Genomic DNA, 13,158 nt, shown 5'->3' on the forward strand with positions numbered 1-13,158 from the left:
ACTGGTCAAGTGAGGATTGCGGGTGTTTGGTCTCAGGTTTTTAGAGGTTCCCCATTGTGTTCGTTGAGACCCATAATGCTTGTTGCTTTTCGGAAGCTTGTGTAATCTGACCCTTCCACCGTCCAGTCAGGAAACACCCGCTTGCTAACCTACCTCCTGCGCCGCCTGTTGCTGATGATCCCCACTTTGTTGGGGATTACCGTGGTCGTGTTTGCCGTCATGGCCATGTCCCCCGGCGGCATCACCGCCCAGACGCTGGTCGGTGGGGCGAATATGAAGCCGCAGGAAAAGCAGGCACTGATGGCTTACTACAACAAGCGTTATGGCCTCGACAAACCGGCTCCCCTGCAATACTTGCACTGGCTGAACAATGTTTCCCCCATCGGCTTCACCCAGGATGAGCAGGGCAAGTACACCGGCTTTTCCTTCGCCAAGGGCATGGATCTGGGAACCAGCTTCATGTACGGGCGTCCCGTCAGCGATATCCTGGCCGAACGCATCCCGATCACGTTGCTGCTGAACCTCATTTCGTTGCCGCTGATTTACGTGACGGCGATCATGGTGGGGGTGAAGGCGGCCACTGACCGGGGCGGGCGGTTCGATGTCTTTTCCAATGTGTCGATGCTGGCCTTATGGTCGATCCCCACTATGCTGGCGGGCGTGTTGCTGATTGGTTTCCTCGCCAATGTCCAGTATCTGGAATGGTTCCCGACCGCCGGGATCAGCAGCCGCGAAGCGCAAGACATGCCTTTCCTGCCGCATATGCTGGGGGACAGGTTCGTGCCGGGCTATCTGCTGGACCGGCTGTGGCATCTGGTCTTGCCGGTGATCTGCCTGACCTATGGCGGTTCGGCGATGCTGGCGAAGCTGACCCGCTCTTCGGTGCTGGAAAACCTCCATGCCGATTACGCCCGCACCGCCCGCGCCAAGGGGCTGGAGGAAAAGGACGTGCTATGGCGGCATGTGTTCCGCAATGGCCTGTTGCCTTTGATCACCTCGTCCGCCGGGCTATTGCCGAGCCTGCTGGCCGGGTCGGTGATCGTGGAAAGCATTTTCAGCATCAACGGCATGGGGCAACTGGCGGTGGAGGCGGTGAAAGGCCGTGACCGTGAGCTGGTGCTGTCGATCACCTGGATCAGTGGCTTCCTGACCCTGATCGGCTACCTGATTGCAGATTTCTGTTACACATTGGTTGACCCGAGGGTGACGTATGACTGAGATGGCGCATGCGGTCAGCCGGGAGTCGATGGCCCGCCGTATCTGGCGCAAAACCTTGCAAGGGGTGGGTGTCAAGCTGGGGCTGGCGTGGATCGGGCTGCTGGTGGTGATGGGCGTGTTCGCCCCGTTTCTGGCCAACTCCATGCCGTTGCTGATGAGCAAGGAGGGTAAAATCTCCGCGCCGGTGCTGGCTTACCTGAGCGTGGAGGATGTGGTGGTGTTGGCGCTGTTCGCGCTGGCGGCCATCCTGGCCTGGGTGCCGCTCAGTGGCGGCAAGCGCTTCCTGTTGTTTGTGGTGGGCGCGGCGCTGGCGGCATTGCTGGCGAACCTGCTGGTGAAGCCGCCGCAGGTGGAGGTTTACGATGTGTTCCGCACTCCTGCCTATACCGATGTGGACTGGCGCATTATGCCGTTAGACCCGTATGCGCCCACCGATTATCTGCGCGATTATGGCGAAACTGGGCTGGAGGCGCCGCTGGCGGCCAAAGCGTTGGCGCAAGGGCGTGTGCACCTGATGGGGACGGAGGAAAATGGCGCAGATGTGCTCAGCCGCATGATCCATGCTTCCCGTATCGCCCTGAGCATCGGCCTGATCGCCACCGGCATCGCCATGGTGATCGGGGTGATACTGGGCGGGCTGATGGGGTATTTTTCCGGGGTGGTCGACATGGTCGGCATGCGTCTGGTGGAAATTTTCGAATCCATCCCGACCCTGTTCCTGTTGCTGACGTTTGTCGCGTTCTTCGGGCGCAGCCTGTACATGATGATGGTGATCATCGGCGTCACCAGTTGGTCGGGGTACGCCCGCTACATCCGCGCCGAATTCCTCAAGCTGCGCAAGCAGGAATACGTGCAGGCGGCGGTGGCGAGCGGGCTGCCCCTGATGTCGATCCTGTTCCGCCACATGCTGCCGAATGGGGTGGCGCCGCTGCTGGTGGCGGCCAGTTTTGGGGTGGCTTCGGCGATTCTGGCGGAGGCGACCTTAAGCTTCCTCGGCCTGGGGCTGGTGGGCGAGCCATCCTGGGGACAGATGCTGGATCAGGCGATCAAATCCTCCACTTTCAACTGGTGGATGGCGGCCTTTCCGGGCGGCGCCATTTTCCTCACCGTATTCGCCTACAACTTGGTGGGGGAAGCCTTCCGCGACGCCATTGACCCCAAACTGTCGCGCAATGCAGGGGTGCGCGGATGAGCGAAACCTTACTGGAAATCAAAAACCTGCGCACTTGGCTCAACAGCGGCGGGCGCACCGTGAAGGCGGTGGAGGATGTCAGTTTCAGCATCGGCAAAGGCGAAACTTTCTGTTTGGTGGGGGAATCTGGCAGCGGCAAGTCGATTACCGCGCTGTCGGTGATCCGCTTGTTGCCGGAGGGGATCGCCTCGCATCCCAGCGGGGAAATCCTATTCAACGGGCAAAATATGCTCGCGTTGCCGGAAACGGCGTTGCGGAACATTCGTGGTTCGCAAATTGCGATGATTTTCCAGGAGCCGATGACCTCGCTGAACCCGGTGTTCAGTATTGGCGAGCAGATCACCGAAGCTCTGCAACTGCATCACCCGCTGATGGGCGATGAGGAAGCGGCGGAGCGCGCCATCCAGGCGCTGGAGCAGGTGCAGATCCCCAACGCGCGGGAGCGTTTCCGCGACTATCCGCACCAGATGTCCGGCGGGCAGCGGCAGCGGGTGATGATTGCCATGGCGCTGGCCTGTGAACCGGAGTTGCTGATCGCCGACGAGCCGACCACGGCGCTGGATGTCACCGTGCAGGCGGAAATCCTGCGGCTGATGCGCCAGTTGCAGGACGATACCGGCATGAGCACGCTGTTCATCACCCATGATTTCGGGGTGGTGGCGCAGATGGCGCAGCAGGTCGGGGTGATGCAGCAGGGCAGGCTGGTGGAAGTGGGGCGCACGGAACAGGTGTTGCGCCATCCGCAGCATGCCTACACGCAGCAGTTGCTGGCGGCGGTGCCGGAGAATTTGGAGCGCAATAAGGTTTCCCCCCATCCTAGCCTTCCCCCGCAAGGGGGGAAGGGACAAGAAGGCGTTCCGAATATGGAGTCCTCTCTCCCTCCCCCCCCTGCGGGGGAAGGGGTGGGGATGGGGGAAAACCTGATTTCCATCCGTGGCCTCAACGTCTGGTTCCCGATCAGGAAGGGCATTTTCCGCCGCACGGTTGATCATGTGCGGGCGGTGGACGGCGTGTCGCTGGACATCCCCAAAGGGCGGATCGTGGCGCTGGTGGGGGAGTCCGGCTGTGGGAAAACCACGTTGGGACGGGCGGTGCTGCAACTGGAGAAGCCGACTTCCGGCAGCGTCCAGCTACATGGGCAGGAGCTGGTCGGGCTGTCCGCGCGCGAATTGCGGCCGCTGCGCCCGCACATGCAGATTGCGTTCCAGGACCCGCATTCCTCCCTCAATCCGCGCTTGTTGGTGGAAACCACCCTGACCGAGCCGTTGAAGGCGCACGGCATGGGCACCACCCGCGAAGAACGCATTGAGCGTGCTGCACAGATTTTGGAAGGCATGCAATTGCCGCGTGACGCCCTGTGGCGTTATCCGCATGAGTTTTCCGGTGGGCAGCGCCAGCGGATCGGTTTGGCGCGGGCGTTGGTGCTGAATCCCGAATTCATTGTGTGTGATGAAATCGCCAGTGCGCTGGATGTGTCGGTGCAGGCCGAAATCTTGCAATTGTTGCTAAAAATCCGTGCGGAACATAACCTGACATTGCTGTTCATTACCCATAATATTGGTGTGGTGGAATACCTCAGCGACCAGACCGTTGTGATGTACAAGGGCAGGATTGTTGAACAAGGAGTGACCGCTGCTGTTTGTGGCGACCCGCAGGATGCCTATACGCAGAAGCTGCTGGCCGCTGTGCCGAGGCTGGCGGTGTGATTCGCTGGCCTGAACGGTTGCTGTTATGCAATTGAAAATGGAGGAGAGAGGCATGCGCTGGGTAAAACTGGTTGTGGTCATGGCGGGCATGATGTCCGCTGCATCTGTGTCTGCCGTCCCGCAGTGGAACGGTTTGCCAGGAATGGGCGGCGGCTCTTATCCAAACCCCTTTGGGTTTGGCGGTTCGCCTTTTCCCATGCTGAACCCATGGGGTGGCGGTATGCCGTGGGCGGGTGGTGGTCTGTCACCATGGAGTTACGGTTTTTCGCCGTTTTCCTCCCTGTCACCGTGGTCTGGCATGCCGATGCTGGGTTCGCCTTGGTCGCAAATGCCGATGCAGTCCGGAATGGGGAATCCGTTTGTGTTTTCACCCCCTAGCGGCATGTCAGGCGCGCCTGGGCAGTGGTCAGTCTACAGTTACAGCATACCGCTTGCCCCGGCGAACAACCCTTACTCAGGTTTCGGGATGATGTCTTTCTATACGCTGACATACCCACCACCTGACATTGCAGGCGCTGGAATGCCCGGTGCGCCTTCCACTCCGGGCCCTGGCGTTTACCCGCGCCGCTATTAGGCGGGTTCTCAGTCTTTTTTCCAGAATTTTTCGCCGCAATCTTGGCACCAGAACTTTTTGTTCTGGTACCTGACCAGTTTTTCCAGCCAAGTGCGGCGCACCGCCATCACATAGCTGCTTTTGCAGTGTGGGCAGCCGATGCGGCTGTGTTTCAACCAGTCAAAATGATGGATCTGGGAAAGGGGACGGGATGATGGGATGGCCACCAATGATTTGGATGCGCTGATCATAAGCTCAAGCCCTTGGACACTCAATAAACATTAGAAGTCATAGAAACTAATACAGCTTAGGGCAAAAATCAATCTTTTGCTTTTTCCCGGCGTTGGCCGTCGGGTTTAGTTATGCGTCATTGTTTTGCCACAGGTAGCGCCCAACCGCCAGCCAGGAGCCAATAATGCCAAGGAGGCTGCTGGTCAGCAGGATTTCCAGTGTCATGCCGACATCCACGCCGCTGAGGGTGAACGTGCTGCCATACAGGCTGGCCAGTTTGCTGACCGGCTCCACCAGGAACAGCAGCGCGACGTGGACGATGACCAGGCTGAGGATGCCGCCAAACAGCCCCAACCAGATGCCGTTGTAGATGAACGGGCGGCGTATGTAGGCGTTGGTCGCGCCGATCAGGCGGGTGACGCGGATTTCTTCCTTACGATTTTCAATGTCGAGCCGGATGGTGTTGCCCACCACCAGCAGCACGGTCAGGCCCAGCAGGATGGACACCACCAACACGATGCGTTCGGCGATCCGCAGGATGGCGCGCAGCCGCTGCACCCATTCCACATCGATCTGCACATCGTCCACTTCGGGATAGGATTTCAGCTTTTTGGAAAAATTGTCGACATCGATGTCCAGATTGTCCATCAGCCCCAGTTTGGGGGTGATGATCAGCACATGGGGCAGGGGGTTGTCATTCAGCGTGTCCAGCGTCTGGGCGAAGCCGGTGATTTTGCGGAAATCCGCCAGTGCTTCGTCGCGGGTGATGACGCGCACGTTGTCGATTTCGGGCAATTCGGACAGCAGTTCCGCCCGGTCTTTGGCCTGTTGTTCGGAAACGGACTGTTTTAGGAACAGGGTGATGGTGGGCACTTCGCGCTTGTCATCGGTCAGCGTCTGCATGTTTTTCAACAACAAGTGCAGGCTGGTGGGCAGGGACAGCGCAATCGCAATCGCCGCCAGCGTGATCCAGGTGGAGGCCGGGTTGAACCACAACCGTTCCATGCTGAAGCGGATCGCGCCTGCCTGCTGGTTGAGCCAGACGATGAATGGGCTGGAGCTGGAGGAAACATTGCGTTTGGATACGGCCTTCTTGCTTGTCGAGGTCGTCATCAGTCCACCTTTTGCAGCACAATGGTGCGCTTTTTCATCCGCTCGACCAGCGTGTGGTCGTGGCTGGCGATCATGACCGTGGCACCGAGCTCATTGAATTGGGCGAATGTGTACATAATGTCCTGCGCCAGTTCTGGGTCGAGGTTGCCGGTCGGTTCATCCGCCAGGATGATGGTGGGCTTGTTGACCATGGCGCGGGCGATGCCGACCCGCTGCTTTTCACCGGCGGACAGCATCAGCGGAAAGGTTTTTTCCCGCCCGGTCAACCCCACCTTGTCCAAGGCGGCTTGCACACGGCGGCGGGTTTCCGTTTGCCCCATCCCCGAAATCCTCAGCGGCAGGGCGATATTGTCGAAGACGCTGCGGTCGTACAGCAGGTGCGGGTCTTGGAAAATGAAGCCGATGCGGCGGCGGTAGCTGGGAACCTGGCTTCTGCCTAGCTGGTTGAGCGAACGCCCACCAATCAGCACGTCGCCGCAACTGGGACGTTCCAGCAAGGCGACCAGTTTCAGCAGGGTGCTTTTGCCCGCGCCGGAATGCCCGGTGATGAACACCATTTCACCGGCTTCCAGCGTCAGGTTGACGTTGTACAGGGCAAGCTGGCCGGTCGGGTATTTCTTGCTGACCTGCTTGAATTCAATCATGGGGACTGATTGTCCCCGGCCAATAGGGCACTGGTGAATTCGTAGGCGTCAAATTCCTGCAAATCATCAATGCTTTCGCCGACGCCGATAAAGCGCACCGGGATTTTGAGCTGTCCGGCGATGGCGAACAGGATGCCACCTTTGGCGGTGCCGTCCAGTTTGGTGACGGTGATGCCGGTCAGCCCCAGCGCCTCATTGAACTGTTTGGCCTGCACCAGTGCATTCTGGCCGATGCTGGCGTCCACGATCAGCATGATTTCGTGTGGGGCGGAAGCATCGAATTTCTGGATGACGCGCTTGACCTTTTTCAGTTCATCCATCAGGTTGGTTTGGGTGTGCAGGCGGCCAGCGGTGTCGGCCAGCAATATGTCGATTTTGCGTGCTTTGGCGGCCTGCACGGCATCATAAATGACGGAGGCGGAATCGGCCCCGCTGCCTTGCGCAATCACCGGGATGTTGTTGCGCTCGCCCCAGATGGTCAGTTGCTCCACTGCGGCGGCGCGGAAGGTGTCGCCCGCCGCCAGCATGACCGATTTGCCTTCCTGCTGGAATTTTTTCGCCAGCTTGCCGATCGTGGTGGTCTTGCCCGCGCCGTTGATGCCGACCATCAGCAGCACAAAGGGCTGGTGGGACGCGTCGGTTCTCAGCGGTTGGGCGGCAGGGCGCAGGATGCGGTGCATCTTGTTGTACAAGGCTTGCATCAGTGCGTCCATATCCGCCAGTTCGGCGCGCTGCACCCGCTCGGCGAGGTCGCCCATGATGGCGCGGGTGGCGTCAATGCCGACATCAGCAGTCAGCAGGCGGGTTTCCAACTCTTCCAAAACTTCGTCATCGATTTTTTTCTTGCCTATCACCAGGCTGCTCATGCCCTCGGTCAGGGTATGGCTGGTTTTTGACAGGCCGCGTTTCAGGCGCGCAAACAGGCCTTCCGGCTGTGCGGCTGGCTGTTGGGATTGCAGCGCTGGCGTGACGCCTTCGGCCGCTTCCTGGTTTTTTTTCTTTCCGAATCCAAACATCGTACAATGACCGCCCAGCTTTTGAGATCGTCAGGTGAAAGAATGCGAAGGATACTACCATTTGCCGGACAAAACCGTAATACCAAAACAATTTTAGCGGTTGCCGCGCTGTTTGCCGGTTTTTTTGCGCCGTTTGCGCAGGCTATTGAGCGCTTGGATGTGAAATCGCCAGTGCATGAATACAAGCTGGATAATGGCTTGAAAATCCTGGTCAAGCAGGATAATCGCGCGCCGATCGCCGTGGTGGAGCTGTGGTACAAGGTCGGCTCAAGCTACGAGCATGATGGCCTGACCGGCGTCTCGCATGTGGTGGAGCACATGATGTTCAAAGGGACGCAAAAGCATCCGACCGGCGAGTTCAGCCGCATCATCGCGGAAAATGGTGCCGAGGATAACGCCTTCACCAGTGATGATTACACCGCCTACTACCAGATTATCGCCGCCGACCGTCTGGAAGTCGCGTTCGAACTGGAGTCCGACCGGGTGCGCAACCTGACCTTGCCGCCCGCCGAGTTCAAGAAGGAACTGGAGGTCGTCAAGGAGGAACGCCGCTGGCGCACGGAAGACAAGCCGCCAGCGCTGACCCGTGAGCAGTTCAGCGCGGTGGCTTTCCTCAACAGCCCTTACAAGAACCCGGTGATCGGTTGGCCGTCAGACCTGAACGCGATGCAGGTGGAAGATCTGCGCGCCTGGTATGAACGCTGGTATGCGCCCAACAACGCCACGCTGGTGGTGGTGGGCGACGTCGAGCCGGACAAGGTGTACGAACTGGCGAAACAATATTACGGCCCGCTCAAGCCGACACCGGACATTGCCCCGCCCAAACCGCAGGTGGAAGTGGAGCAGAAAGGTTTGCGCACCTTGGTCGTCAAGGCTCCGGCTGAATTGCCCTACCTCCTGATGGGTTACAAAACGCCTGCCTTGATCAACGCCAAGGAAAAATGGGAGCCTTACGCGCTGGAAGTTCTGGCGGGCATTATGGATGGTGGCAACAGCTCCCGGTTTGCGCGTGAACTGGTGCGCGGCCAGGAAATCGCCGCTGACGCCAGCGCTTGGTACAGCGGTTATGGGCGCATGTCCGACCTGTTTTCCCTGTCAGGCACGCCGAGCAAGGGCATCACGGTGGAAACCTTGAAAGCGGCCTTGCTGACGCAGGTGGAAAAGCTCAAAACCGAACAGGTCAGCGCCGCCGAACTGGAGCGCGTCAAGGCTGGTGTGATTGCGGGGGAAATTTACCAGCGCGATTCCCAGCAGGGCCAGGCGGAGCAACTGGGGTCGCTGGAGTCTGTCGGCCTGGGCTACCAATTGGCGGATGAATACGTCGGCAATATCCTGGCGGTCACGCCAGAGCAGGTGCAGGCGGTCGCCAAAAAATACCTGGTTGAGGATCATCTGACCATCGCCGAACTGGAGCCACAGCCGATCGACCCGAACAAGTCGAAGTTCGAGCCACACTTTGAGAGATAACAACATGCTGAAAACACTGTTTGCCGCGCCGCTGGCGTTGCTTTTGCTATTGCTCGCGCCGTGGGCCCAGGCCGCGCCCAAAATTGAAAGCTGGACAACCGGCAACGGCCTGCGGGTGTACTACGTCAGCGCACCCAACCTGCCGATGGTCGATTTGCGGCTGATGTTTGATGCTGGCAGCGCCCGTGACGGTGCCCAGCAGGGGTTGGCTTCCCTTACCAACAGCATGCTGGACACCGGGGCGGGCGGCTTGGGCGAAGACCAGATCGCCGAAAAGTTTGATGATGTGGGCGCGGTGTTTTCTTCCGGTTCGTCGATGGACATGAGCTGGACGGGGTTGCGCACCATTACGCTGGAAAAAGAGGAAAAAGCGGCGCTGGATTTGTGGCTGACGTTGCTGGCCAAGCCTGATTTCCCGGCGGAGCCGTTCGCCCGCATCCAGAAACTGATGCTGGTCGGCCTGCAAGCGGAAAAGCAGGATCCGGAAGCGCTCGCCAGCAAGGCGTTCTACAAGGCGGTGTATGGCGACCATCCTTATGGGCAGCCGCAGAATGGCACGGAAGACAGCCTCAACGCCCTCAAGTTGGATGATGTCAAAGCGTTTTACCAGCACTATTACGTCGCCAAAAACGGTCTGCTGGCGATTGTCGGCGCGGTCGACCGCAAGCAGGCGGAAGCGCTCGCGGAACAGGTGGCGGCGTCCCTGCCAACTGGCGCAGCGGCCCCACCCATTCCTGAAGTCAAGCCGCTGACGGAATCCAAGGTGGTGAAGATTCCCTATCCCTCCGCCCAGGCGCACATCCTGGTTGGGCAGGTGGGCGACAAACGCGGCGACCCCGATTATTTCACCCTGTACATGGGCAACCAGACGTTGGGCGGCAGCGGCTTTACCTCGCGCCTGATGAAGGAAGTGCGCGATGCGCGTGGCCTGACCTACAATGTGTACAGCTATTTCAGCCCGTCCAAGGAGATGGGGGTGTTTGAAGTCGGCTTGCAGACCCGCCGGGAAAAGACCGAGGAAGCCCTTCAGGTCGTGCGTGACGTCATCGGCAAGTTCCAGCAGGAAGGGCCAGCCGCTGAGGAACTGGAAGCCGCCAAAAAAGATGTGACCGGCGGTTTCCCGTTGCGCACCGCCAGCAACAGCCAGATTGTCGAGTATCTGGGGGTGATTGGTTTTTATAACCTGCCATTGGATTACTTGGACACTTTCACCAGCAAGATCAACGCTTTGAGTCGTGAACAGATTGCCGACGCCTTCACCCGCCGGGTGCAGCCGGACAAGCTGGTGACGGTGATCGTCGGGGAAACCGACCCTGTCGCCGCCACTGCGCCACCCGCCACGCCTGGAGCCACTGCCGATGCCGCCCCGCCACCCGCCGCCGCCCAACCACCCGCGCGGTAACAACCTGCTGCGCATTATCGGCGGGGAATGGCGCAGCCGCCGTTTGCCATTCGCCGATGTCCCCGGCCTGCGCCCCACGCCAGACCGGGTGCGTGAAACCCTGTTCAACTGGCTGCAAGGGCGGACGCCCGGCAGCCGTTGCCTCGACCTGTTTGCAGGCAGCGGCGCGCTCGGCTTCGAAGCCCTGTCGCGCGGGGCGCAGGAAGTGGTGATGGTGGAAAAGCATCCCGCCGCCGCCGCCGCCCTGCGGGCAAACATCGCCTTGCTGGGGGCGCAACACGTCACCCTGGTCCATGATGACGCTTTCCGTTACCTGCAACGCGAGACGGCGGCGTTTGACCTGATCTTCCTTGACCCGCCATTTCGCCAAAACCTGCTGGAGCCTGTGCTGGAAAACCTCTTTTCCCGTTTGCTGCTCAAGCCCGGCGGCATGGTCTACCTGGAGCAGGAAAGCGGGGCCGATACTGGGTTTGCCCGCTTTGGGCTTGAGACCCACCGCGTCACCCAGGCGGGGCAGGCGCAAGGTTTTTTGCTTTTTGTCAACAATCAATAATTATTGATTCAGCAAGGATTCAGTTTTTGATCTATCATTCCCTTAGTGTTTGTGAGTGTGTTTAGTCGAGGGAATGAAGGATGTTTCGTGGAATAGTGCAAGGATTCGCCGTCCTGATGGCGTTGTCGTTGGTCGGTTGTAGTTCTTTAAATGATGAGACGCAGAAGCTGGCGGAAGTGAAAGTCGCACAGATTCCTGCCAAACCAAAATCAGTCACCCTGCTGGACAAGGTCGTTTGGAACGCCCAAAAACAGCAAGGCAAAATGTACCGTTGGGGCGGAACCAGCCCCGTCACCGGCTTTGATTGCAGTGGCTTGACCCAATACGCCTTCCGTAATGGGGCGCAGGTAATGATTCCCCGCACGGCGGCGGAGCAGTATGCCGCTGCGGTCAAGGTGTCACGGACACAGGCGGGAAAGGGTGACTTGGTGTTCTTCAATACCCACGGCAAGCGGGTCAGCCATGTCGGCATTTATCTGGGCAAAGACCGTTTTGTCCATGCGCCCCGCACCGGCAAGGCAATCACCACCAGTAACCTGAAAGGCTATTGGGAAAATCATCTGGTGGGTTTTGGCCGTATCCCTGGTGCTTGTCGGCCTAGTTATTCCTGACCGGGCGGCTTTGCTGGTGCGCCCTGACAGCGTGGATTGTAGACAAACTGGTTGCCTATTTATCTGCTTGCGTCCAGGGTGGTGAAAACCGCCCTGGTTTGTGTGTGTCCCTTGCGGTTTTTTCAGCTTCATTTCAGCTTCCCCAGTTAAGGTTTGGGCATGGCTTAACAAAACAAGGGAGTTTGAAAATGAAAGCATCCATGCCAACACGGAGCCTGTTGCTGGCCTGTTCCATTACCTTACTGGTCGGATGTGGTGGCAGCAGTGCTGCGGACGCCAATCCAATCGCTTCTCATGCCGGGCAGGCTTCTGCCAGCACTACCAATAGTACGGGCATCGCCTCTGGTTCGGTCACCTTGCAACCTCTGACTGCCGCCGAAACCGATACCCTGCTGTTTGTGCGTGAAGAGGAAAAAATGGCGCGCGATGTCTACCTGACCCTGTACGACAAATGGGGACAACAGGTGTTTGAAAACATCGCCACCCGTTCCGAACAGCAACACATGGACACCATGAAACTGCTGATCGATAGCCTCGGCCTGACGGATCCGGTGGTGAGCGATGCAGTGGGTGATTTTACCAATACCACCATTGACGGCCTGTACGGCCAATTGGTCGCGCGTGGCTTCACCTCCTATGCCGACGCCTTGGCGACAGGCGCATTCATTGAAGAATTCGACATCAACGATCTGCAAGAAGCCATTGACGAGACGATGGATGGCACCAGCCAGTTGGCGGTCATTCAGGCGTACACCAACCTGATGTGTGGTTCCCGCAATCACCTGCGTTCATTCGTCAACCTGATTGAACTGACCGGCGTGGATTATCAGGCGCAGGTGCTGCCACAGAGTGAGGTTGACCTGATTATGAATACCGCGGCGGAACAATGCGGGCAATAAACAGGTGACAGGAGAAAGATCATGAAACTCAAAACAACATTGCTGATCTTCGCCAGTCTGGCGATGGTATTTTCATCCGTACAGGCGGACGATGATCCTCGACAACCTCCTGCAGCGCCTGCCGCAACCCCTCCTGCGGCTCCTCCCGCCATGGGCAGGATGATGGGGCCGCCCACCTTTGCTGATTTCGATGCCAATGGCGATGGCTGCATCAATGCCGAAGAGTTTGCCGCCGGATGGAACAACCGCCGCACGGGTAACGCCAACATGCCGGATTTCGCCGATTTCGATACGGATCAGGATGGTTTCATCAGCGAACAGGAATTGAATGCAGGTCGCGCCAAGCGCATCACAGAACGCGCCGCCGAGGGACGGCAAATGCGCAACGTGGCGAAAGCGGCTTCTTTCGCTGACATTGACGCCAATCATGATGGCAAAATAGACCCTGAAGAGTTTGCTGCCCATCAACTCCAGAATCGTCAGCAACGTCCCTGATCTGTAATCCCTTGGCAAGGAGGCCGGATGCGTTTGTTACTGGTGGAGGATGACGTGG

14 protein-coding genes and 1 pseudogene are annotated in these 13,158 nt (G+C 58.8%); 11 read left to right on the forward strand and 4 right to left on the reverse strand.

The genetic code is table 11. The features are described from left to right. Positions 1-141 precede the first annotated feature (141 nt). Genes VSS37_RS18975 through VSS37_RS18990 form a run of 4 tightly spaced genes read left to right on the forward strand, consistent with a single transcriptional unit; the run spans position 142 to position 4,690 of the window. Positions 142-1,218, forward strand: coding sequence for an ABC transporter permease (locus tag VSS37_RS18975; protein ID WP_324697745.1), 1,077 nt, complete (start codon positions 142-144; stop codon positions 1,216-1,218). Then, the gene (locus VSS37_RS18980; RefSeq protein WP_324697746.1) at positions 1,211-2,410 is read left to right on the forward strand and encodes an ABC transporter permease; all 1,200 of its coding nucleotides are present in this window, start codon (positions 1,211-1,213) and stop codon (positions 2,408-2,410) included. The genes VSS37_RS18975 and VSS37_RS18980 overlap by 8 nt, the downstream gene beginning before the upstream one ends. Continuing rightward, entirely contained in the window at positions 2,407-4,116 is a 1,710-nt protein-coding gene (locus tag VSS37_RS18985) for an ABC transporter ATP-binding protein (protein WP_324697748.1), read from the forward strand. The genes VSS37_RS18980 and VSS37_RS18985 overlap by 4 nt, the downstream gene beginning before the upstream one ends. Before the next feature lie 52 nt (positions 4,117-4,168). After that, entirely contained in the window at positions 4,169-4,690 is a 522-nt protein-coding gene (locus VSS37_RS18990; protein ID WP_324697750.1) for a hypothetical protein, read from the forward strand. An 8-nt stretch (positions 4,691-4,698) separates the two neighbouring features. On the opposite strand, the gene VSS37_RS18995 is transcribed toward VSS37_RS18990, so the two are convergent. From VSS37_RS18995 to ftsY, 4 genes are all read right to left on the reverse strand, one after another. After that, positions 4,699-4,920: a hypothetical protein gene (locus VSS37_RS18995; RefSeq protein WP_324697752.1), complete on the reverse strand. Its 222-nt coding sequence runs from the start codon at positions 4,918-4,920 to the stop codon at positions 4,699-4,701. A gap of 109 nt (positions 4,921-5,029) precedes the next feature. Continuing rightward, positions 5,030-6,013: a permease-like cell division protein FtsX gene (gene ftsX, locus VSS37_RS19000; protein ID WP_324697754.1), complete on the reverse strand. Its 984-nt coding sequence runs from the start codon at positions 6,011-6,013 to the stop codon at positions 5,030-5,032. After that, positions 6,013-6,657, reverse strand: a complete 645-nt coding sequence (gene ftsE, locus VSS37_RS19005) for a cell division ATP-binding protein FtsE (RefSeq protein WP_324697756.1) — start codon at positions 6,655-6,657, stop codon at positions 6,013-6,015. Before ftsE ends, ftsX begins: the two co-directional genes overlap by 1 nt. Further along, positions 6,654-7,673 (reverse strand): signal recognition particle-docking protein FtsY, encoded by a 1,020-nt coding sequence (gene ftsY / locus VSS37_RS19010; protein ID WP_324697759.1) that lies wholly within the window; start codon positions 7,671-7,673, stop codon positions 6,654-6,656. Before ftsY ends, ftsE begins: the two co-directional genes overlap by 4 nt. Positions 7,674-7,715: 42 nt before the next feature. Here ftsY and VSS37_RS19015 point away from each other — a divergent pair, with 42 nt between their 5' ends. From VSS37_RS19015 to VSS37_RS21895, 7 genes and pseudogenes are all read left to right on the forward strand, one after another. Then, positions 7,716-9,140 carry a M16 family metallopeptidase gene (locus VSS37_RS19015; RefSeq protein ID WP_324697760.1) on the forward strand — a complete coding sequence of 475 codons (1,425 nt, stop codon included), beginning with the start codon at positions 7,716-7,718 and terminating at the stop codon, positions 9,138-9,140. 4 nt (positions 9,141-9,144) lie between these two features. Next, complete coding sequence (locus tag VSS37_RS19020; RefSeq protein WP_324697762.1) at positions 9,145-10,542, forward strand: M16 family metallopeptidase; 1,398 nt, start codon at positions 9,145-9,147, stop codon at positions 10,540-10,542. Then, positions 10,499-11,095 (forward strand): 16S rRNA (guanine(966)-N(2))-methyltransferase RsmD, encoded by a 597-nt coding sequence (gene rsmD / locus VSS37_RS19025; protein ID WP_324697764.1) that lies wholly within the window; start codon positions 10,499-10,501, stop codon positions 11,093-11,095. Before VSS37_RS19020 ends, rsmD begins: the two co-directional genes overlap by 44 nt. An 80-nt stretch (positions 11,096-11,175) precedes the next feature. Next, a complete protein-coding gene (locus tag VSS37_RS19030) occupies positions 11,176-11,706 on the forward strand; it encodes a C40 family peptidase (protein WP_324697767.1) in 531 nt (176 codons plus the stop codon). A 200-nt stretch (positions 11,707-11,906) separates the two neighbouring features. Continuing rightward, positions 11,907-12,605, forward strand: coding sequence for a DUF2202 domain-containing protein (locus tag VSS37_RS19035; RefSeq protein WP_324697769.1), 699 nt, complete (start codon positions 11,907-11,909; stop codon positions 12,603-12,605). A 162-nt stretch (positions 12,606-12,767) separates the two neighbouring features. After that, positions 12,768-12,836, forward strand: a pseudogene (locus VSS37_RS21890) (EF-hand domain-containing protein); the annotation flags it as partial. Between the two features lie 36 nt (positions 12,837-12,872). Next, a complete protein-coding gene (locus tag VSS37_RS21895; protein WP_375339156.1) occupies positions 12,873-13,100 on the forward strand; it encodes an EF-hand domain-containing protein in 228 nt (75 codons plus the stop codon). Positions 13,101-13,158 lie beyond the last annotated feature (58 nt).

Source organism: Candidatus Thiothrix phosphatis (genome assembly GCF_035668035.1).
Taxonomy (GTDB): Bacteria; Pseudomonadota; Gammaproteobacteria; order Thiotrichales; family Thiotrichaceae; genus Thiothrix; species Thiothrix phosphatis.

Bases quoted from the DNA above. Each gene is read 5' to 3' on its own strand.
- VSS37_RS18980 (WP_324697746.1), top strand. From the start codon at position 1,211: ATGACTGAGATGGCGCATGCGGTCAGCCGGGAGTCGATGGCCCGCCGT.
- VSS37_RS18985 (WP_324697748.1), top strand. From the start codon at position 2,407: ATGAGCGAAACCTTACTGGAAATCAAAAACCTGCGCACTTGGCTCAAC.
- VSS37_RS18990 (WP_324697750.1), top strand. From the start codon at position 4,169: ATGCGCTGGGTAAAACTGGTTGTGGTCATGGCGGGCATGATGTCCGCT.
- VSS37_RS18995 (WP_324697752.1), bottom strand. From the start codon at position 4,920: ATGATCAGCGCATCCAAATCATTGGTGGCCATCCCATCATCCCGTCCC.
- ftsX (WP_324697754.1), bottom strand. From the start codon at position 6,013: ATGACGACCTCGACAAGCAAGAAGGCCGTATCCAAACGCAATGTTTCC.
- ftsE (WP_324697756.1), bottom strand. From the start codon at position 6,657: ATGATTGAATTCAAGCAGGTCAGCAAGAAATACCCGACCGGCCAGCTT.
- ftsY (WP_324697759.1), bottom strand. From the start codon at position 7,673: ATGTTTGGATTCGGAAAGAAAAAAAACCAGGAAGCGGCCGAAGGCGTC.
- VSS37_RS19015 (WP_324697760.1), top strand. From the start codon at position 7,716: ATGCGAAGGATACTACCATTTGCCGGACAAAACCGTAATACCAAAACA.
- VSS37_RS19020 (WP_324697762.1), top strand. From the start codon at position 9,145: ATGCTGAAAACACTGTTTGCCGCGCCGCTGGCGTTGCTTTTGCTATTG.
- rsmD (WP_324697764.1), top strand. From the start codon at position 10,499: ATGCCGCCCCGCCACCCGCCGCCGCCCAACCACCCGCGCGGTAACAAC.
- VSS37_RS19030 (WP_324697767.1), top strand. From the start codon at position 11,176: ATGTTTCGTGGAATAGTGCAAGGATTCGCCGTCCTGATGGCGTTGTCG.
- VSS37_RS19035 (WP_324697769.1), top strand. From the start codon at position 11,907: ATGCCAACACGGAGCCTGTTGCTGGCCTGTTCCATTACCTTACTGGTC.
- VSS37_RS21895 (WP_375339156.1), top strand. From the start codon at position 12,873: ATGCCGGATTTCGCCGATTTCGATACGGATCAGGATGGTTTCATCAGC.